18 protein-coding genes are annotated in these 20,061 nt (G+C 47.4%); 9 read left to right on the top strand and 9 right to left on the bottom strand.

Features of this window, described 5'->3' with window-relative positions; genetic code table 11:
* The first annotated feature begins 19 nt into the window (after positions 1–19).
* On the top strand, positions 20–3,247 hold the full coding sequence (locus tag V6M43_RS05375) for a WD40/YVTN/BNR-like repeat-containing protein (RefSeq protein WP_332733089.1): 3,228 nt from the start codon (positions 20–22) through the stop codon (positions 3,245–3,247).
* A 48-nt stretch (positions 3,248–3,295) separates the two neighbouring features.
* Entirely contained in the window at positions 3,296–3,733 is a 438-nt protein-coding gene (locus tag V6M43_RS05370) for a hypothetical protein (protein WP_332733088.1), read from the top strand.
* Positions 3,734–3,793: 60 nt separating this feature from the next.
* Here V6M43_RS05370 and V6M43_RS05365 read toward each other — a convergent pair whose 3' ends face one another.
* From V6M43_RS05365 to V6M43_RS05350, 4 genes are all read right to left on the bottom strand, one after another.
* Positions 3,794–4,852, bottom strand: coding sequence for a mandelate racemase/muconate lactonizing enzyme family protein (locus V6M43_RS05365; protein ID WP_332733087.1), 1,059 nt, complete (start codon positions 4,850–4,852; stop codon positions 3,794–3,796).
* A 1-nt stretch (position 4,853) separates the two neighbouring features.
* A complete protein-coding gene (locus tag V6M43_RS05360) occupies positions 4,854–5,912 on the bottom strand; it encodes a DUF1611 domain-containing protein (protein ID WP_332733086.1) in 1,059 nt (352 codons plus the stop codon).
* A gap of 5 nt (positions 5,913–5,917) precedes the next feature.
* On the bottom strand, positions 5,918–7,468 hold the full coding sequence (locus V6M43_RS05355) for an N-acyl-D-amino-acid deacylase family protein (protein WP_332733085.1): 1,551 nt from the start codon (positions 7,466–7,468) through the stop codon (positions 5,918–5,920).
* An 88-nt stretch (positions 7,469–7,556) separates the two neighbouring features.
* Complete coding sequence (locus V6M43_RS05350) at positions 7,557–8,480, bottom strand: AraC family transcriptional regulator (protein ID WP_332733084.1); 924 nt, start codon at positions 8,478–8,480, stop codon at positions 7,557–7,559.
* A 191-nt stretch (positions 8,481–8,671) separates the two neighbouring features.
* Between V6M43_RS05350 and V6M43_RS05345 the strand changes: the two genes are divergently transcribed.
* Entirely contained in the window at positions 8,672–10,201 is a 1,530-nt protein-coding gene (locus V6M43_RS05345) for an aldehyde dehydrogenase family protein (protein WP_332733083.1), read from the top strand.
* A 216-nt stretch (positions 10,202–10,417) separates the two neighbouring features.
* Complete coding sequence (locus V6M43_RS05340; RefSeq protein ID WP_332733081.1) at positions 10,418–10,777, top strand: DUF779 domain-containing protein; 360 nt, start codon at positions 10,418–10,420, stop codon at positions 10,775–10,777.
* A gap of 56 nt (positions 10,778–10,833) precedes the next feature.
* On the opposite strand, the gene V6M43_RS05335 is transcribed toward V6M43_RS05340, so the two are convergent.
* From V6M43_RS05335 to V6M43_RS05325, 3 genes are all read right to left on the bottom strand, one after another.
* Entirely contained in the window at positions 10,834–11,337 is a 504-nt protein-coding gene (locus V6M43_RS05335; RefSeq protein ID WP_332733079.1) for a hypothetical protein, read from the bottom strand.
* 209 nt (positions 11,338–11,546) lie between these two features.
* Complete coding sequence (locus V6M43_RS05330; protein ID WP_332733077.1) at positions 11,547–12,236, bottom strand: hypothetical protein; 690 nt, start codon at positions 12,234–12,236, stop codon at positions 11,547–11,549.
* A 46-nt stretch (positions 12,237–12,282) separates the two neighbouring features.
* Complete coding sequence (locus tag V6M43_RS05325; RefSeq protein WP_332733075.1) at positions 12,283–12,735, bottom strand: hypothetical protein; 453 nt, start codon at positions 12,733–12,735, stop codon at positions 12,283–12,285.
* Between the two features lie 69 nt (positions 12,736–12,804).
* Between V6M43_RS05325 and V6M43_RS05320 the strand changes: the two genes are divergently transcribed.
* The gene (locus V6M43_RS05320; RefSeq protein ID WP_332733073.1) at positions 12,805–13,680 is read left to right on the top strand and encodes an aldose 1-epimerase family protein; all 876 of its coding nucleotides are present in this window, start codon (positions 12,805–12,807) and stop codon (positions 13,678–13,680) included.
* 51 nt (positions 13,681–13,731) lie between these two features.
* Positions 13,732–14,118: a VOC family protein gene (locus tag V6M43_RS05315; protein ID WP_332733071.1), complete on the top strand. Its 387-nt coding sequence runs from the start codon at positions 13,732–13,734 to the stop codon at positions 14,116–14,118.
* A gap of 30 nt (positions 14,119–14,148) precedes the next feature.
* On the opposite strand, the gene V6M43_RS05310 is transcribed toward V6M43_RS05315, so the two are convergent.
* Complete coding sequence (locus V6M43_RS05310; RefSeq protein ID WP_332733069.1) at positions 14,149–15,066, bottom strand: SAM hydrolase/SAM-dependent halogenase family protein; 918 nt, start codon at positions 15,064–15,066, stop codon at positions 14,149–14,151.
* Positions 15,067–15,199: 133 nt separating this feature from the next.
* Between V6M43_RS05310 and V6M43_RS05305 the strand changes: the two genes are divergently transcribed.
* From V6M43_RS05305 to V6M43_RS05295, 3 genes are all read left to right on the top strand, one after another.
* Positions 15,200–16,723: a DEAD/DEAH box helicase gene (locus V6M43_RS05305; protein WP_332733067.1), complete on the top strand. Its 1,524-nt coding sequence runs from the start codon at positions 15,200–15,202 to the stop codon at positions 16,721–16,723.
* Between the two features lie 70 nt (positions 16,724–16,793).
* Positions 16,794–17,879, top strand: coding sequence for a bifunctional transcriptional activator/DNA repair enzyme AdaA (locus tag V6M43_RS05300; RefSeq protein WP_332733065.1), 1,086 nt, complete (start codon positions 16,794–16,796; stop codon positions 17,877–17,879).
* Positions 17,876–18,841, top strand: a complete 966-nt coding sequence (locus tag V6M43_RS05295; protein ID WP_332733063.1) for an N-acetylmuramoyl-L-alanine amidase — start codon at positions 17,876–17,878, stop codon at positions 18,839–18,841. The genes V6M43_RS05300 and V6M43_RS05295 overlap by 4 nt, the downstream gene beginning before the upstream one ends.
* 59 nt (positions 18,842–18,900) lie before the next feature.
* On the opposite strand, the gene V6M43_RS05290 is transcribed toward V6M43_RS05295, so the two are convergent.
* On the bottom strand, positions 18,901–20,034 hold the full coding sequence (locus V6M43_RS05290; RefSeq protein ID WP_332733061.1) for a metallophosphoesterase: 1,134 nt from the start codon (positions 20,032–20,034) through the stop codon (positions 18,901–18,903).
* Positions 20,035–20,061 lie beyond the last annotated feature (27 nt).

The raw sequence follows: 20,061 nt of genomic DNA, 5'->3' as shown, positions 1-20,061 counted from the left end.
CGAGTTCAAACTAACATGCATGAAACACATTTCCCTTTTACTACTTCTTTTTGCCATTGCCTCTACCGGTTTTGCACAATCGAAAAAACGCAACACCGCCAAAACACCGACCCTGCAGTCCACACCCGATTCCTCGCTCGCTCACGCTTTCAGAACTGTCAAGTTCCGGAATATCGGTCCCCTCCGCGGTGGCCGCTCTGTAACGGCAACGGGTATCCCCGGCGATGATAAAACATACTACATGGGAACAACCGGTGGCGGTGTCTGGAAAACAACCGACGCTGGTATCAGTTGGAATAATATCTCCGACGGCTTTTTCAATACCGGCTCCGTAGGGGCCGTTGCAGTAGCTGAATCGGATCCAAACGTTGTATTTGTTGGCATGGGCGAACACGCTCCCCGCGGCGTAATGACCTCCTATGGTGATGGTGTTTATAAGAGTACCGACGCAGGCAAAACATGGAAACATGTTGGATTGAAAAGCAGCCGCCAGATCTCTGCAATCCGTATCCATCCCAAAAACCCCGACCATATTTATGTTGCCGTTCAAGGCGCCCTCAACGGTCCGTCCCCTGAACGCGGTATCTACCAATCTACCGACGGTGGCAGCACCTGGAAGAATATTCTTTTTGTAAATGACAGCACGGGATGTTCAGACCTCAGCATGGACCACAACAACCCGCGGATCCTATATGCCGCCATGTGGGAACATCACCGCCTCCCCTGGGAAGTTAAAAGCGGGGGACCAGGAAGTGGTCTTTTCAAGAGCACCGACGGTGGCCTGAGCTGGCAAAAACTGGAACAGGGCCTACCCGCTGAAAAGGGAAAGATGGCCATAGAAGTATCCCGCTCCAATCCCGATAAAGTATATGCGCTGGTTGAAAGCGATACCTATAAAGAGCAGGGGGGATTGTTTGTTAGTAATGATGCAGGTGCTTCGTTTAACCGTATCAGTAAGGACCACCGGCTTACAACTCGCGCATGGTATTATATTGAACTGGCAGTAGATCCGCAAAATGAAAATGTTGTGCATGTACTCGGGGCCGAATGGGTCAAAAGCATCGATGGTGGCGCTACATGGAACAACCTTAGTACCGCACACGGCGATTACCACCAACTCTGGATCAATCCTTCCAACCCTTCCAATATGGTGATGGCCGATGATGGAGGCGCTTCCATAAGTTTCAATGGAGGTAAAACCTGGAGCTCGCTCAACAATCAACCCACTGCACAATTGTATCGCATCAATGCCGATAATCTTTTTCCCTACCAGGTCTATGCCGGGCAACAGGATAACACTTCTTTATTAATTGAGAGCAGAAATACCTGGGGCGGTGAAATAACAGAGCGCAACTGGTTCTATAGCGCCGGAGGTGAAAGCGCATTCCTGGCTTTTGACCCCGATAGTCCACGTTACGTGATGGGAGGCAGCTACCAGGGAACCATTGAACTTGTAGATCAGCAAGCGAAAGAAGGGAAGGGCGTAATGGTAGTTCCCCTTCAATACCAAAGCCTCGAAGCTAAAAACATGCGCTACCGTTTTAACTGGAATGCACCCGTGATATATAGCAAACGCGAACGCGCATTTTACCATGCCGGTAACCGCGTATTCAAAACTACTGACATGGGTAAAAGCTGGACAGTTTTCTCTCCCGATCTCACCCGTCACGATTCAAGCAAACTCGGTAAGGGCGGAAGACCCTACACCAATGAGGGAGCAGGTGGCGAAAACTATGCAACCATTTCTTACCTCATCGAATCTCCCCATGAAAAAGGTGTTTTCTATTCAGGATCCGACGACGGACTGGTGCATGTAACACGTGATAACGGTAACACATGGACGAATATTACTCCCACGGGAATGCCCGAAGCGCTTGTCAACAGCATAGAAGTGTCGCCCCATGATAAATCAACAGTTTATATCGCATGCACACGCTATAAAATGAATGACCTCACCCCGATGTTATATCGCAGTAATGATTATGGGAAAACCTGGTTACGCATAAACAATGGCATTCCCGTTGGCGCTTATACACGAGTGATAAGGGAGGATGATAAGGTACCAGGATTACTCTATGCAGGAACAGAAACCGGACTCTATATTTCGTGGGATAACGGTCAGGGCTGGTCGAAACTGCAGCTAGGACTTCCCATCACCCCGGTTACCGACCTGAAACTGCACAAGGATAACCTGATCGCTTCCACCATGGGCCGCTCATTCTGGATTCTCGACGACCTCTACATGGTTCGCAATCGCACTGCATTATTGGATTCAACCCGCGCGGCCCTTTATGGTCCCGCGCAGGTATATCGCCTCAGCGGTGGAAGTAGTCTCAATAGTCCGTCTGCTCACGATGATGCGAAACCGCTCACTGCTGTTGGGGGCGGAGTGAATGCTCCAACCGGAGCAGTATTTTATTATCAACTCCCCGCGAAATCGGATAGTGCACGGATAAGCCTCGAAATCCAGGATGAAAAAGGCCTTACTGTTCGCCGTTATGTTGATACCGCCGATAAGAAGTTTGTCAGCTTTGCAGGTGGCCCATCTCCCGACCCACTGCTACCGCGGAAGACTGCCTTAAATCGTTTCGTATGGGATCTGCGCTATCCTTCCTACCCGGGAGTGCCTACTGCATATATTGAGGGCAGCTGGAGAGGTCATAGAGCTCCTCCCGGAAAATACCGTGCCATCCTGAAAATGCAACCTAAAGGATCAACTAACAGCCAGGAGTACACGCATAATTTCGAACTGTTGGCTGACCCTCGCTTTGAAGCCTCTCCTGCCGATTACCAGGAACAACATGAGTGGCTCACAAAAGTGGAAGATGGTCTTCGTGATCTTCACAGCTCCGTTCTGAATATTCGTGTGGCGAAAGAACAGGTGAGCTCGCTCCTGAAATGGATCGATGGCGCTCCTAAGTATGCAGAAGTTACCGTAACCGCATTGGCCCTGCAGGAAAAAATGGACAAGTGGGAAGAGGAACTTGTGCAGAACAGAACCCAGAGCTATGACGATATCATCAATTTTGTCAACAAACTCAGTGCAGACTATTTCTTCCTGAAAGGCGAGATGGATAACAATATGCCCCATGTCACCAATGGCCAGAAAGAACAGTTCGCAACACTTGACGCCACATGGCAACCCCTTCGCAAAAAATACGAAGAGATCAGCACCATCGATATTCCCGCGCTCAATGCCCTCTGCCGCAAGGCCGGCATCGATCGGGTGATGATGCCTCACAAATAACAATACCCATCTGACGCCTGTCACGACAGGCGTCAGATGGATCATACCATGGAAAACAACAAACAAGGAATTGATATAGTAAACGAAGTGCTGGAAGCCTGCATTATGGCTTTCCCTGTTTCTTCATTCATTATCAGCCTCTATAAACAATACATCAGCCGTGGTAGCCTGAGCCGCAAACAACTACAGGGACTTTATGGAAAGGCCTCAAAAATTGAAGACCTCCCGCCCGGAAAACTCGCTGCCCTGGAAGCATTGATCCAAAGAATGCCCACCCGTATTAAGTCGGAAAAGCCTGCTCCCAAGCCGATGTTTGAAAAGGACGAGGCAACTGGCGCCCTCATCGAGGCCATTCTTGCAAAATTTCCGCAACACAAGCAAGTGCTGTTTATTAAAAACAAATTCGATAATAACGAGAAACTCAGTCCCGCCGAACTCGCAGACCTGAAACGTTTCGCAAAACTGATCCTGAAACTACCAGGATAGGTGTCTGACACATGTTCGTGAGACGTTAGAACATATGTTCGAACATCCTCTTAACATGTGTCAGATACCTAGCCCGGGCTTGTCTGTCGGAAGCAGAAATCCATCTTTCACCAGAAATCCGCCCTCCACCAAATCCCGACTCAAATCAAAACTTCCATCAAGATCGAGGTAGCGGGTATTTGAACAACTCATGGCTGCGTGCAAAGCAGCAGTAATACTTACCATGCTTTCGTCATTGCATCCCCAAAAAAGATCGATACCTGCCTGTTTTGCCAGCATGCCGATTTCTCTTGCAGCCCTGATCCCACCGCATTTCATCAGCTTAATATTGAAGACACCGAATGCCTTCGGTTCCCTGCATAATTCAATAGCATCTTCCACACCACATAACGATTCATCAGCAACCAATATCTTCCGGACAAATTCAGGTAATAACCGCAATTGCATTTCCTTTCCCGCCATTAATGGTTGCTCGATCACCTCTATCTGTATGCCAGCAGTGGAATCCAAAAAAATCTTTAACTCCTCTAAACTATAGCCCTGGTTAGCATCTACCTGCAACACGATATGCTCGCCCAGTGCCTCGCGGATCTTTGTAACCCGTTCAATATCTTCCCCAACATCCAGTCCCATTTTAACTTTGAGTACGCGAAATCCCATCTTGTAATATTCCATAGCCTCGGCAAGCGTTTCCTGCACACCCTTAATGCCAATGGTGACCGAAGTTTCCAGCGGAGCAATTTGCTGTCCATAATAATCCAACACCGATATACCCATGAATTTTCCAAAGGCATCATGAACCGCAATATCTATGGCAGCAACAGTGCCCGGTAGATTGGGAAAGTTTTTATAAGCCTCATCAATGATTTTGTTGAAATCCCGTATGTCGCGGCCAGCCAATCCATTGATAAATCCTGATTGCAGATGAAGAAGTGTATCAGATGGTGTTTCCCCAACCACCTCCTCAAAAGGATTCGCCGCTCCCAATCCACGGATCCCGTTTTCAAGTTCCAATTCCAGAAAAACAATTTCCGTATCAGACGTGGTCATATAAGCAATGGTATAGGGCCTCTTGAGGGGAAGCTTTTCCATCCAGCAACGTGCGGCACGAATCTTCATGTTAGCTCGATTGTAAAATTGATCTGAACACATCAATGATTTCGTCTACCCCTTGCTGTAAGGGTAATAAAACCGGCAGATCAAGCCTTGAAGAAAGTTCCTGCTGGTAAGAATAAGCTTCTTCGTCGGAACAATCCTCCGTATTAAGAGCCACCGCAATAACTGCTGATCCATACAAGCCAATCAATTCAATCTCTGATTCTATTGAAGGGATAGCACCCCACTCAGGAAGATGTTCATAATGCTTTCTTTTTGGCGCATATACAAGCACGGTATACTTAGCATTTCCTGAAACAAGAAATTCAGAGCCCGCCGGACCACTTGGATTCCGCAAGGCCGATTGCCCCTCCAGTAATATAATTTCCGCTCCTGTTTCTTCACTACAACTTACAATGCTGTGCTCCACTTCACCGGAGATGAAATCATTCAGCGTGGAATCAAAAATGAATCCAAACCTTCCACCCTGAAGCCATCCCGTTTGCCCGGTATAGATCATCTCCGCATGAATACCACTGGCCGTACAGGCCTCTCTTATCATCCGGCAGGTTGTTCGTTTCCCCATAGCACAATCCATGCCCAGCACCGCCACTATTTTCGCTTTCACATCATATATCTTCCCCGTCCAGAAATGAAGATCAGCGCGCTGCTTAGGCCTCCTTATATCAATGAGATCTACCCCATTATCGACAGCCAGACTCACCAGCCTGTGCCTGTCGCCCAAAAAATCATGCAGACCATTAACAATATGCATTCCACGACGGATGGCCGTTTCAATAAGCGGGATAAAACCTTCCGGCAGTATACCACCAATAGTAGCTATACCAATTATGCAATAACGAATATCAGCAACCGAATTTGCAGCTTCTTCTATTGTTCTATACACGGGTATATTACGATGCCTTCCATCAAGAAGTTCACCTGCATCATTAACCGCATATACTTCATCAATAACCCCAACGATCCTGAAACGTTCAGTACCACGTATCAATCCGTGTGCGGTTTTTGCATCTGAATGAAGTAAAATGCCATTAGTAAGGATGATAGCCCCCGGTTTTTCCATCTGCATTATTTTTTTATGAAGATACCCGGAAATTTGCCTGTAGCGTTACCCGATGTATAAACTTCCTCACCGTTCACCCATACCCGAAGAATGCCATCCGACAATGCTTTGGGGCTCTTAATGGTAGCGTTGTCCTTCACCATCATGGGATCGAACAACACGAGGTCAGCATAATATCCGGGAGCAATCATGCCGCGATCCCTGATGCCCATGTGCCGCGCCGCTAATGCCGTCATCTTATGAATGGCATTTTCCAGCCGCATTGATTTTTTCTCCCGAACATAATGGCCCAGTATACGGGTAAAGGATCCATACCCGCGGGGGTGGCCCCCATCCGATCCATCAGAACAAATATTGGTATGTGCCCAGTTAAGTAGATCAACAACGTCTGAATCGGTCATCGATTTTCCCATGATGCCTTCAATGCCACTGCTGTCAGGGTTTTGCCGGCGGTATTCATCTGCTTCCGCAATCAGTTCCATAAGTGTCAGCGCTTCCGTTTTACCACGCTTCTTTGCAATTTCGGAAAGGGTCATCCCTTTGTAAGATGGCTCTGGTTTGAAGGCAACAATCACCGATTCGGATGGATCAAAACTATGATTCACTGCAAATTCAGCACTGCTCAGATTGTCATAATCTGTTTTCGGAAACAATACTTTCAAAGTGCTCCGCCAGAAATCATAAGGATAACAATCTGCCGTGATATCTATTCCTTCCTTCCTGGCAGAATCCAGTTTCGCAAGTAATAAGGGTGCAGTTTTCCAGTCATCCCGAAGAGCGATTTTCAGGTGGGATATCTGTACAGGTAAGCGGGCCTCCTTACCGATCCGTATGATCTCATCAAGGGCGGCATTCAGCCCGATATCTTCACTGCGCAGGTGACTTATATAACGGCCCTTCGCCGCCGATGCCGTCCTGGCCAACGCCAGTACCTCATTGTAAGAAGAAAAATAAGCGCCCGCATATTCAAGACCGGTAGACAATCCCAATGATCCCTTACCGATCTCTTCCGCCAACAATCTTTGCATCTCTTCAATCTCACCATCCGTAGCGGCCCTGCCCAGATTATTTTCACCAAGCACTTTTTCGCGTAATGTGGTATGACCGGTATAACTGGCAACATTAACCGCTACGGGGCTCCGGATTAATCTTTTTTCCAGGCTGTCGATCCAGCTCGCATAACCATCCTGCCCCACTATAATCGTAGTAACACCCTGGTTAACTGCTGCAAGAACAGCCGGATTATCAGCAAACGATCCCTCAAGGTGACTATGTGTATCTATAAATCCCGGCACCAGCATTTTGCCTCCGCCATCTATGATCTTTTCACCCGAAATAGTTTTGAGTTTCCCAACGGCTACTATCATCTTCCCGCTTATCCGCAGGTCCGTTTTTTTTGCCACACCACCCGTTCCATCCAGCACCAAAACATTTTGAATCTGCCATGTTTTTCCCACTGCTTCATCAACCTTTACCTTCACCTGCGCATATAGCATTCCGTTAGCCATAAACGCAATTACAGCTGTTGCCTTCAGGCATTTTATTCTCATATTCATATTGCTGAAACTTGCACCATCCCGCCATTTCCGAACACATGTTCGAACATCCCCTTAACATGTGTCAGACACCTCCCCGTACTGCCTATCATCTCACCATACATCCCTGGTAAGCCCCAGGCGTTATTCCCTCTGATTTCTTGAATAATCGCACAAAATAATTCACATCGGAAAACCCGCAGAGTTGCGACACCGCTGTGATTGAATTCCGCTCATCGGCAAGCAATTGCTTGGCAAGCCTTATCCTTTCGCGGTTGATATATTCAAGCGGGGTTACACCAAACTGCTGCCGGAACCATCTAAAAAAAACATTGCGGCTCAGGTATGCCTTTCTGCATAATACATCCATCGAAATATGATCCGTAAGATGTTCATTGATATATCGTAACACATAATGTAACCGCGTATGATTGCCCCTGTCTTCGCTTTCAATCTTAACCTGCTGCAGATGCTGGCTCTGTACAAGCCTTATCAAAAGCTCCTTGAGACTGAGGTCGGCATAAATATTCTTCGCCCTGTCGCCACTGCTGCAAACCCTGATCAGTTTGTTGATGATATCCGTTACCTCCGTATCATTTTCAAAATGATATTTATTGAAACGCAACTGCCAATCATGCGGTTGCTCCTCCTCGTTATAGTATCTGTTGAGATATTGCAGCGTGTCGTCTACATAGGCTGCATCAACTGCAAGTGCAATACATTGCGAGGGATTTTCCACTGAAGCTTCCGGGAAATCAATAACCATTGTTTCATTGGCGGGAACAATAACCGTTTCGCCGGGCATGTAATCAAAGGCAGGGGCATCAAAAAGATGCATGATCTTCTTACCACGAACCATACTGGTGATCACAAAATCACTGAAAGTAAGCGGCACACGCCAGGCTTGCTGGTAACTTTCAAATACATTCATCTCGCAATTCTGCAGATTGAAAACACGGCGGTTCTCAACCATCGTCTGCAGGTATTTCGGATGTGTCAGATCTATCTTATTTAAATAATTGCGTTGTGGCATAGCAAAGTTTCAACCCGGCCTTTCTCCTCAGCCAAAGGGCTATAAGTCAATTTACCGAAATTTCACGGCTATCTCCTTATGCAGTTCCAACAGAAGGTACGATCGTGCTATTAATAAATACGATTGTGAAACCAATTGATCTCAAAAGAATAAAACTTGAAGTCATTATCTAACGATTAAAATGCTTCCATATGAGCACTGCAACTGCTATGGCGCCCACTAACGTAGCGCCCCGTCCATCCTTTAAAGACCGGTACGACCATTATATCGGTGGCCGCTGGGTAGCCCCCTCAAGTGGCGAATATTTCGATAACGTTTCTCCCATCGATGGCAAAGTTTTCACCCAGGCTGCAAGAGGTAATGCTGCCGATATTGAACTCGCCGTAACAGCCGCCTGGCAGGCCTTCCCGGGCTGGAGCAAAACCGCTGCCGCCAAACGCAGCAATATATTGTTGCGCATCGCCCAGATCATCGAGGATAACCTCGAATTCCTCGCCCGCGTCGAAACAATCGATAACGGAAAAGCAATCCGCGAAACCCGCGCTGCCGATCTCCCGCTGGTGGTCGACCATTTCCGCTATTTCGCCGGCGTCATCCGCAGCGAAGAGGGCACCGTCAGCGAACACGATGAAACTACCGTGAGCCTTAATCTTCATGAACCCATTGGCGTGGTGGGACAAATTATCCCCTGGAATTTCCCGCTCCTCATGGCCACCTGGAAGATCGCACCCGCCCTGGCTGCCGGTTGTTGTGTGATCGTGAAACCCGCCGAACAAACGCCTACCAGCATCATGGTGCTTATGGAACTCATCGGCGCAGAACTCCCCGCAGGCGTATTGAACGTGGTTACAGGTTTTGGCGTTGAAGCTGGAAAACCGCTCGCTACACATCCCAAAGTGAGTAAAGTTGCCTTCACCGGCGAAACCACAACTGGCCGGCTCATCATGCAATATGCCGCCGAAAACCTGGTGCCCGTTACCATGGAACTGGGTGGCAAAAGCCCTAATATTTTCTTTAAATCCGTAGCCGATGCCGATGATGATTTCTTCGACAAAGCCGTGGAAGGTGCCGTGATGTTCGCCCTCAACCAGGGGGAAATTTGTACCTGTCCCTCACGCATCCTCGTTCAGGAAGAGATCTATGATAAATTCATGGAGCGCGTCCTCCGCCGCGTTCAGGCCATCAAAATGGGAAACCCGCTCGCCGATGATACCATGATGGGCGCCCAGGCCTCCGAAGACCAATTCAATAAAGTGCTCAGCTATATCGATATCGGTAAGCAGGAGGGAGCCCAACTACTTTGCGGCGGTGAGGCATTCCACATCAACAGTGGACTCGAACACGGCTACTATATCAAGCCAACCGTTTTCCGCGGACATAACAAGATGCGCATTTTCCAGGAAGAAATTTTCGGGCCCGTTGTTTCCGTAACCACTTTTAAAACAGTAGAAGAAGCCATCGAGATCGCAAACGATACGTTGTATGGACTCGGTGCCGGCGTCTGGACCCGCGATGCTCATGAACTCTACCAGGTTCCCCGTGCCATACAGGCCGGAAGGGTATGGGTGAACTGCTATCATGCCTATCCTGCGCACGCACCATTCGGCGGATACAAAAAATCAGGCTTCGGTCGCGAAACCCATAAGATGATGCTCAACCATTATCGCCATACCAAGAATATGCTGATCTCTTATAGCAAGCAAAAACTTGGATTTTTCTGATAGGTTGCAAGGTTTGAAAAGAGGGTAGTGAAAAGATTATGAAGAAATGAATGTGGTGAATTACCGGTTCAGTGTAAAAAGATCCTCTTTTTTGCAGACGGCACAAGCATCGGGCCCTCAATGGGCTCGATGCTCTATATATCCCTCACATCTATGTATCCCTTTTCAGGTAAGATGGCCTGGATTTCAGTTTCTAAATAACAAAAAAACAATTAGATGTCTGTTGAAAGAGTGCTGGTAACCGAAAAAGCGGTTGAATTAATTGAGCGACTTCGCGCCGTCCACGGCCCCCTGATGTTCCACCAGAGCGGCGGCTGTTGCGATGGCTCGCAACCCATGTGTTTCCCCGATGGCGAATTCCGCCTCGGTGGCTCCGATGTTCGCCTGGGTGAAGTTGCGGGATGCGGATTCTATATGAGCTCCGACCAGTTCGAATACTGGAAACATACCCAACTGATCCTCGATGTAACGCCCGGCCGCGGTAGCAGCTTCAGCCTCGAAATCCCCCTCGGACTTCGTTTCCTGACCCGCTCCCGGATCTTCACGCCCGAAGAGCTTGCGAGTTTAGGTGTCTGACACATGTTCAGAGGATGTTCGAACATGTTGCGAACATGTGTCAGACACCTTACCCCCTAGTTTTTCCACTTCGGATTTTCATTGCCATATCCATTATGCCAATCGCCTAACCCACGAGATTCACGCCATGTCTTTTCTTCTTTGTCGAGGCCGGCTTTTTTTGAACTTCCCACAATACTTAGAATCCTTTCCTGGCGCTCCCGATTCATTTCCTGCAGTTGTTGCTGACGCTGCACCTGGCTCAGTGATTCATCTTCCTTCACCCGGTTTGCCTTGCTATGATATTCACGATTGATGGCCTGTACCATCCGCCAATCCATTTCTTCCAGTCCAGCACGTTTGAACATTTCCTTCTCCTCTTTCTCAAGCTCTTCCTTATTATGGTATAACTTTTCTTCGATGTTCGTACGCGCCTCTTCATTTCCCTTCTTAGCAGATCGTAATTCTTTCTTTGCCTCTTTTTCGGCACGTGCCTTTTCCCTTTTGATCTCTTTCTTGCTCTGTGCCTCAACAGCAATCGTTAATATGAGGAGCACAATAGACAAAACCAGTTTTTTCATTTTCGGGTATTTTGAATGATTGGTATTCAATTAATTTTTACCAGGACCATTTTGAACGAAAAAAAGCCCGCAATATTGCGGGCTCCCTAGTGTCTGACGTATGTCCTGACAGGCGTCAGACAGGTTAAAACTATCAGCCTGTATTCACAGGCATTGGCCTATACACGCGTCTGACATATGTCCTGACAGGCGTCAGACGGGTAAAAAAATTATCCTTTTTTCTTCTTGCTTTTCTTATATCCGTCGATATCATCCAGCCACTCTTCGTCAGTATCTTCTTTCTGTGTTAAACGATAAGCCTTGCGCTCTTTCTCCAATTTCTTGGATTTAGACCTGCCTACAGTTTCCTTGATACGATCCAGGCGCTCTTCATTAAGGTCGGCCAACTCATCCTTTCTTTGCTCTTCGTTAAGTGCAGAGTTTTCACGGATCGCTTTCGCTTTTGCATGAAACTCCTGGTTGATTGCCTTAACCTGCTGGCCCTGGTTATCATCTAAACCAACTTTACGATTCAACTCATCACGACCTTTTTCAATGCGCTCGCGACGTTCGTTTTCAATACGCTCTTTTTCACGACGCTCTGCTTCCTGGCGTTCTTTTTCTATCCTCTCTTTTTCTATTCTCTCTTTCTCAATGCGCTCCCTTTCAATACGAGCGGCTTCTTCTCTTTCCCTTGCTACACGAGCCTCTTCAGCTGCCTGCTCAGCAGCAATTCTTTCCTGCTCCAACTTTTCTTTTTCAAGTCTTTCCTGTTCTGCTTTTTCTTTTGCAAGCTTCGCTTTAGTAGTTGCCGTTGTCTTCTTTGCTTTAGCAGATTGAGTAGGCTTTTTCTTCGCCGTCTGTGCTTCAGCAGTGAACATAAGAATGGCTGCAGCCATCATCAATAATAATTTTTTCATGTTGCTGTTTTAAGTCTCTTATAATTTCCAATATCTATGCCAATAATTAATTGTCTTTTTTGTACTTCTTGTTGTCGTCTTTTTTCTCCATCATATCATCTTCATCTTCCCAACCTTTCGCCTTGCGATAATCTTTTATTTCCTTCTCCAGTTCTTTCCATTTCTCTGCACCGAGAATAGCTTCCAGCTTTGCATTCCTGTCTTTCAATAATGTTTTGTACTGCTCTTTACGGGCATCCTTATCGAGTGATTCATCTTTCTTCAGCGACTTGGCTTTTGCATAAAACTCATCGTTGATCGCCTTTACCTGCTGCTTCTTGGAATCATCCAGACCAATTTTAACATAGATGGCATCCATGTCTTTTTCATGCTGCATTTTAGCTGCTTCTTTTTGAGCCATTTTGGAACTATCATGGTGCGAACTGTGCATAGTAGTATCCTGGCTGCGGGCAAATAGGATGCCCATAGCGGCAAACGCCGTCAGTAATATCTTTTTCATATTCGTGGTTTTATTATTTATACCATGCAAGAATGGTGCCCGACGGCACAGATTTTTTATCTTAACAGCATGATAATTATTGAAAACGATCATTTATATGTAGCGATCCATCCAAAAGGAGCCGAGCTACAGGAGTTGCGTAACAAGCATACCGGCATCAATCATTTGTGGAGCGGTGATCCAAATTTTTGGGGGAAGTTTTCTCCTATACTTTTTCCAATTGTGGGAACATTGAAGGACAATACATACATGTATAACGGTAATGAATACACGTTACCGCGACATGGTTTTGCACGCGACCGTACATTCATTGCCGAACAGTTATCACCCGTTGCCGCAACATTCACTTTGAAAGATGATGCCGAAACACGGATCAACTATCCATTCCCGTTTAAACTTGAAGTGCATTACCAGCTTGATGACGACCAGCTTACCTGTCGCTATACCGTTAGTAATACCGGCGAATCAGATCTCCTGTTTTCACTTGGCGCACATCCTGCATTTGCGGTGCCAATGGAGATGGAGGGAATGAGTGCCGGGTATGAAGACCATTTCCTTGTTTTTGACAGATCAAGCCAGTTGCTGCGTTACAAATTAAACGACGGACTCATAAGCGAGACCACAGCAGTAGTGGAACTGGAGCAGGGTCGACTTCCCCTGAGCAGTTCTCTTTTCAGTGAAGATGCGCTTGTGATGAAAGGCATTCCCGATACAGAGATCAGGATCGAATCAAACATGCATACGCATGGACTCAGTTTTCGTTGGGAGGGATTTCCTTTCTTCGGAATTTGGGCCGCACCCGGAGCGCCTTTTGTTTGCCTGGAGCCCTGGTGTGGCATCGCCGATAGCGTAAGCCATAATAAAGAACTTGTGGAGAAAGAAGGCGTAGAACGACTTCCACCCGGCGATATGTGGACCCGCCACTGGCTCCTCAAACCCTTTTAAATCTTACCTTTAAATCTTACCTCTTACCTCTAACCTGTTTCCACCTCTTACATGCAAAGCCTCTTCCAAATCTCCCTCCTCGTTGATGACTATGACAAGGCCATAGATTATTACACACGAGTACTGGGATTCGAACTAAAAGAAGACACAGAACTCTCTCCCATTAAGCGCTGGGTAAGGGTTGCGCCGCCGGGATCTTCCTGTGGGTTATTACTTGCTAAGGCAGCTAATGAAGCACAGTTATCCCGCGTCGGAAACCAAACCGGGGGACGCGTTTTCCTCTTCCTTCATACCGATGATTTTGATCGCGATTACCAGTTGTATACAGAACGCGGTGTACGTTTTATACGCGAACCTGCAGAAGAAGAATATGGTAAAGTTGTGGTGTTCGAAGACCTCTATGGAAATTTCTGGGACCTGATCGGACCTAAAGAATGATCCGATCCGGCACTAATTAGGTTCTCAATTTCAGGACCTAAGTTTTCTTATGGAAATCGTCCAACCTGAACCACTACTCACCTTATGTGTAGCCGCAAAATTTCCCATATTGATTCCGAATGATAAATTGAGCAGACTGTTTACATAGGCAACCGGCTTTCCCTCCGGAACATCAGAAAAAGTATTTCCATAAGGGACCATCCCCTTATAGACCAGACGCTTGCCATCGCTTATTTCCACTTCTAATCGATCGTTATCGTTTATTCCCCAGTTCTTCAAAAGGCTCACCGGTATATTTGTCCAGATATTTCCATACTGTGGATCCAGCACGGGAATATTGCCCCTTATTTTATCTCCATCCAACACGGCCTTTTGGTAGGGAAGTCTTTTAGGTGTTGGGGGGAGATCATTACCTACCTGTTGAAATTGGATAACGCCCGCAGCCAGTCTGGCGGCGGTATAGGCAAACACGTCTCGACCGTGAAATGTATAGGAATCGCCGGAACCCGGAAGCCGGTTGATGGTTTCATCGATCTGGCGGAGGGAATCTATGCCAACCCCGTCGGCTACGAGGGTTAGCGTTCCATTATCCGGGGTAACGATATAATGCCCGGCTTTTGTCTTTGCTACAACAGGTAGCCTGTCAGATCCAACACCAGGATCCACAACCACTATGAACACCGTGCCGGCAGGCCAATAGGGGAGGGTCTGCTGCAGCCGGTAAGCTCCTTCCCATATATTAAAAGGAGGGATCTCATGGGTAAGATCGAACTGTTTCAATTTAGGGGATACCCCAAAGGCAACCCCCTTCATGGCAGCAACGGCTCCATCTTTTAACCCAAAATCGGTGAGATAAACCATCGCGCCATTTTGTGCCCGCACCACCGATGAATGCAGGAAAATTGCTATGACCCATAGCAACAGCGGGAAATGTTTTTTTTGTACCATATGGTGATTTCTGTGGTAGTAGTGCCAGGTAAAGTTAATATGGAGAACACAAAATTGCTTTTGCCTATCTTTACGGGAATAGAAATGATTAATATTTGTGAATTTTAGTGAATTACCCTTAGATCCGGGGTTGATGGAAGGGATCGATGCAATGGGATATGTTACCCTAACTCCCGTGCAGGAACAAGTGATGCCCTCAATACTCGAAGGGCGCGATATTATTGCCTCAGCACAAACAGGAACCGGTAAAACTGCCGCCTTCGTTCTGCCTATACTTAGCAAACTCATCCAGCATCGCCACGAGGGTCATACAAGCGCAGTAGTGATAGTGCCTACCCGTGAACTGGCCGTCCAGATCGCCCAGGTAGTGGAGGGTCTCGCATATTTTACCCCCATAAGCAGCATCGCGATTTATGGAGGGGGTGATGGTAACGCCTTTGTACAGGAAAAACAGGCGCTTCGCAACGGGGTTGACCTCGTGATCTGTACCCCCGGCAAACTGATCGCACACCTCAATATGGGATATGTGGATTTCAGCCAGATCCAATACCTGGTGCTGGATGAAGCGGACCGCATGCTCGATATGGGTTTTCATGATGATATCATGAAGATCATGAAACACCTTCCTGCCAACCGCCAGAGCCTGCTGTTTTCGGCAACCATGCCCGATAAGATCCGGCAATTGTCGAAGCGGATCCTCAAAGACCCGGCAGAAGTAAATATTGCTATATCAAGACCCCCCGAGAAGATCGTTCAGCGCGCCTATGTAGTGTACGAACCACAGAAAAACCCGCTGATCATGCAGATCATCCGGGAAACCCCACACCGCAGCCTGATCATATTCTGCAGCCGAAAGCATACCGTTAAGGAACTAACGCAAACCCTCAAACGCGCTAAATTCAATGTTGCCGAAATTCATTCCGACCTTGAACAAAGCGAACGTGAAGAGCTGCTCCAGGGATTTAAAAGTGGACGTATACCCGTAATGGTTGCTACCGACGTTCTCAGCAGGGGAATTGATATCGATACCATCGATGTTGTAGTGAATTATGATGTGCCACATGACGGTGAAGACTATGTGCATCGCATCGGACGTACCGCCCGCGCTGAAAAAGATGGTAAGGCCTTCACCTTTATCACCGACAAAGAGATCGGCCGCTTCGCACGTATTGAGCAATTGCTCGGAAAAGAAGTTGAAAAGCTGCCATTGCCCGAAAGCTTAGGCACCGGACCGGAATATGTTGTGCGCAGGGGTGGTGGAAAACGTGATGGTGGACGTCGTGACGGTGGTGACCGCCGTAACTCGGGAGACCGTCGTGACCCAGGCGCACCGGGAAAACAACATAAGCACCATAGCGGAAACAGGCAACACCCGCACCTCGATAAACCTGTCTCCGTAAACGGCGAGCAATCTTCTGAACCTTCAGCTTCCGGGCAGGAGGATAGGTCAGGTCAGCCGCGTAGCCGTCATAATGGGAGTCAGCAACGGCAATCAAATAACCGGTCCACACGCAAGCCTTCAGAAGCAGGGATCAATGACCAGCATTCTCCTGCTCCAGCCCACACTGAGGGCGAAGCGCCCAAACAGAGGACCAAATTGCAACTTGTAAAAAAATCTTCGGAACCACAGGAAGGGGAGAGTGCCGGAGGGGAATAAGGCTGGAGCTCCATCAAAAATACTTGTTCATTTTCCGGTTGCCAGGCCCTTCCCGAATCAGCAGATTTGCATGATAATTCTAAAAGATATGCAACTCACCGACGATATCATGTACCAGGCGATCCTGGATAAGAATGCTGAATTTACAGGCCTGTTCTATACCGCTGTAAAGACCACGGGAATTTTCTGCCGGCCTACCTGCACCGCCCGTAAACCAAAAAGGGAGAACGTGGTATTTTATACCAGCAGCAGCGAAGCCATTCGCGATGGATTTCGTGCCTGTAAAGTTTGCCGGCCCATGGAACTTCCGGATGAAACACCACCACTGATCCGTGATCTTCTCGATAAACTCTCAGAAGATCCGTCTGCAAAATTCCGGGATCATGACCTCCGGCAGCGGGGACTGGAACCCCACGCCCTTCGACGTTGGTTCCTCAAACATCATGGTATAACTTTTCACGCGTACCAGCGTATGCATCGCATCAATTCTGCTTTCAAAAAGATCAGCAGCGGCGCCCCGGTAACAGGCATTGCCTTTGATGCAGGTTACGATTCATTGAGTGGATTCGGTGATTCTTTCAAATCAGTATTTGGATATGCTCCCTCTGAGAGTCGGCAAAAGCAGGTGATCGATATCAAAAGAATTGAAACGCCCCTTGGAACTATGCTGGCTTGCGCCGTAAAAGATGGGATATGCCTGCTCGAATTCAGTGACCGTAAAATGCTGGAAACTGAATTGAAAGATCTTTCCCGCATTTTCAACGCAACTATAATACAGGGACAAAACCCTCATTTCCCCCTTCTGGAAAAGGAACTTCAGGCATATTTTTCCGGTAAGCTCACTGAATTCACCGTGCCACTTCATACCCCGGGAACAAGCTTCCAACAGGCAGTCTGGAATGAACTACGCGCCATCCCTTTTGCCGGCACCCGCAGTTACAAAGAAATGGCCGGCGCTGTAGGAAAGCCTGATGCCGTGCGTGCCCTGGCCAATGCAAACGGAATGAATCGTGTTGCCATCATTATACCCTGCCATCGGGTGATAGGCTCTGATGGATCCCTCACCGGTTATGCCGGCGGCATCTGGCGCAAGCAGTGGTTGCTCAACCATGAATCGTCCGCCCTCGCCAACTCTCCCGCCACCACAACCATTTGAATTCCCTCCATCCCTCCATCCCTCCATCTCTCCAAATCCCTCCATCTCTCCATCTCTCCATCTCTCCAAATCCCTCCATCCCTCCATCCCTCCATCTCTCCATCTCTCCATATTTCCCTACTTTTATCCCTTCACTCAAACAGCACCCATTGAAATTTTTATTATCGATCCTTTCCGTTGTTTTTATATTGTTTCTTGCCTGCAGTCCCAACCCATATGCAAAAACAAATAAAGCGCATAAGCGTCAGGTTAAGGAACTTGCAAAAAGGTTAAGAACATTTCCGCCAGCTAATAGTCTGGATAACTCATTATTGCAATCAACAAACAGCTGGGTTGGCACTACTAACTTCGGATTACGCAAACCTAATTTTGTCATCATACATCATACCGCACAGGACAGCTGCGGACAAACATTACGGACCTTTACACTTCCGCGAACACAGGTGAGTGCTCATTATGTAATTTGTAAGGATGGTACCATTCACCATATGCTGAACGACTATCTGCGTGCGCACCATGCCGGTATAGGAAGCTGGGGTTATGACCGCGACCTGAATTCTTCCAGCATCGGAATTGAACTCGACAATAATGGTTTCGAAAATTTTCCGGAAGCACAGCTTATCAGTCTCTATCGCGTTCTGGATACGCTGAAAAAAAGACATAATATTCCGGCTGAAAATATAATCGGCCATGGTGATATTGCGCCTACCCGCAAGAATGATCCAAACTGGAGATTCCCCTGGAAAGCTTTATCAGAGAAGGGTTTCGGGAGATGGCATGGAGATACCACCGGAATAATAATACCTGAAAACTTTGACCATATCATGGCACTCCGCCTAGTTGGATTTGATACCAAAGACAGCACTGCCTCCATCCTTGCCTTCAAGCGTCACTGGATGCAGGACACCACCTTAGGAATGACCCCCGAAGCCAAACGCATCCTCTACACCCTCATCAAATAATGCCCTCCATCTCTCCATCTCTCCATCTCTCCATCCCTCCATCTCTCCCCTCTCACCTCTTACCTGAGCTGTTTCCTCGACAGCTCCACCAAATGAATTTCCTCCGCCACGATCCGCGTAGGTTTTCCTTCCACCTTACTCCATTTCACCAGGCGCATGTATCCATCTGAGATCTCAATGCCCGTGATATTTCCATCTGCATAACAACAACATCCCGAATTGAAATAGCTGGCCTTCATTTTCCTGAAGGAGTGGCTCAGATGATCATATTCCCTGCTTCTTCTTGGGATCTCGTTAAGGATCTTTTTGATAAGTGTCTCGTCTTTTTTTTCCTGTGCGTCTTCAAGTTCCAGGTAAAGTCTTTCCAGGTGCGTGAGTGAATTGAATACCGGCTGGTGTGTATGACCCGTGATCAATATAACATTTTCCTGGGAAGCACTCCATTCATACATATAGAGGTTGTGCAGGTTTTTAAGCGTAGTATTTCCGGAGGGCATATTGATCCTGATCTCGAGGAAACTTTGAATGGGCCCCCATATATAACTAACGAACCATTTACTGAAAACATTGCCATCACTCTGTGCATCCCCCTGGTGACCATGGGTGCAGAAAATATCGATATAGCCATATGGAAGTTCTGCCCTCAATACCGCTCCTGCAGATGCTTTCAGGGCTTTCCCATAAATCGATTTCAATACCATGGGAGCAAGCGGATCATTGTCCCAGTAAAGATCATGGTTGCCGAAAATTTTGACAAAAGCATTTCGGTCGGCGAATTTTTTTTCAAGTGCAAAATTATCCTTGTTGTAATTGATCACATTGGGTAGAAGGTTTTCCCAAAGCTCTTCACTATCACCCAGGTTGATATAATAATAACCATTGTTGTCGTAATGTGTAAGGGCCGCGAGATAATTGTCTTCACAAATGGCAAAGTCATCCGCGCCATCGCGGGTTCCTTTATGCAGATCACTGAAAATAATAACAGGTTGTTCATCGGGACGAAAAGGGACCAGGGGACCTTTCTTCCCAGGTTCGGTTATGATTGACCGGTAGAGTTCACTAAGCGCCTGATTCACCTTGTCCTGCCTGGGAGCAGATGAAAACCTGTCGGCCAGCCATATCACAAGCCTCCGGAACAGGAACTGCAACACGAACCGCAGTCCCTCCAATATGAACAAAAATATTCTTCGCATGATCAACTCAGTTAGCTCGCCCTTTGT

Source organism: Flavihumibacter sp. (assembly GCF_036676075.1).
Taxonomy (GTDB): Bacteria; Bacteroidota; Bacteroidia; order Chitinophagales; family Chitinophagaceae; genus Flavihumibacter.
The sequence above is the reverse complement of the archived record's forward strand: the minus strand, read 5'-3'. Positions and strand labels throughout refer to the sequence as shown.

Excerpts from the sequence above, each read along its gene's own strand:
- V6M43_RS05375 (WP_332733089.1), top strand. The coding sequence starts at position 20 with ATGAAACACATTTCCCTTTTACTACTTCTTTTTGCCATTGCCTCTACC.
- V6M43_RS05370 (WP_332733088.1), top strand. The coding sequence starts at position 3,296 with ATGGAAAACAACAAACAAGGAATTGATATAGTAAACGAAGTGCTGGAA.
- V6M43_RS05365 (WP_332733087.1), bottom strand. The coding sequence starts at position 4,852 with ATGAAGATTCGTGCCGCACGTTGCTGGATGGAAAAGCTTCCCCTCAAG.
- V6M43_RS05360 (WP_332733086.1), bottom strand. The coding sequence starts at position 5,912 with ATGGAAAAACCGGGGGCTATCATCCTTACTAATGGCATTTTACTTCAT.
- V6M43_RS05355 (WP_332733085.1), bottom strand. The coding sequence starts at position 7,468 with ATGAATATGAGAATAAAATGCCTGAAGGCAACAGCTGTAATTGCGTTT.
- V6M43_RS05350 (WP_332733084.1), bottom strand. The coding sequence starts at position 8,480 with ATGCCACAACGCAATTATTTAAATAAGATAGATCTGACACATCCGAAA.
- V6M43_RS05345 (WP_332733083.1), top strand. The coding sequence starts at position 8,672 with ATGAGCACTGCAACTGCTATGGCGCCCACTAACGTAGCGCCCCGTCCA.
- V6M43_RS05340 (WP_332733081.1), top strand. The coding sequence starts at position 10,418 with ATGTCTGTTGAAAGAGTGCTGGTAACCGAAAAAGCGGTTGAATTAATT.
- V6M43_RS05335 (WP_332733079.1), bottom strand. The coding sequence starts at position 11,337 with ATGAAAAAACTGGTTTTGTCTATTGTGCTCCTCATATTAACGATTGCT.
- V6M43_RS05330 (WP_332733077.1), bottom strand. The coding sequence starts at position 12,236 with ATGAAAAAATTATTATTGATGATGGCTGCAGCCATTCTTATGTTCACT.
- V6M43_RS05325 (WP_332733075.1), bottom strand. The coding sequence starts at position 12,735 with ATGAAAAAGATATTACTGACGGCGTTTGCCGCTATGGGCATCCTATTT.
- V6M43_RS05320 (WP_332733073.1), top strand. The coding sequence starts at position 12,805 with ATGATAATTATTGAAAACGATCATTTATATGTAGCGATCCATCCAAAA.
- V6M43_RS05315 (WP_332733071.1), top strand. The coding sequence starts at position 13,732 with ATGCAAAGCCTCTTCCAAATCTCCCTCCTCGTTGATGACTATGACAAG.
- V6M43_RS05310 (WP_332733069.1), bottom strand. The coding sequence starts at position 15,066 with ATGGTACAAAAAAAACATTTCCCGCTGTTGCTATGGGTCATAGCAATT.
- V6M43_RS05305 (WP_332733067.1), top strand. The coding sequence starts at position 15,200 with ATGGAAGGGATCGATGCAATGGGATATGTTACCCTAACTCCCGTGCAG.
- V6M43_RS05300 (WP_332733065.1), top strand. The coding sequence starts at position 16,794 with ATGATAATTCTAAAAGATATGCAACTCACCGACGATATCATGTACCAG.
- V6M43_RS05290 (WP_332733061.1), bottom strand. The coding sequence starts at position 20,034 with ATGCGAAGAATATTTTTGTTCATATTGGAGGGACTGCGGTTCGTGTTG.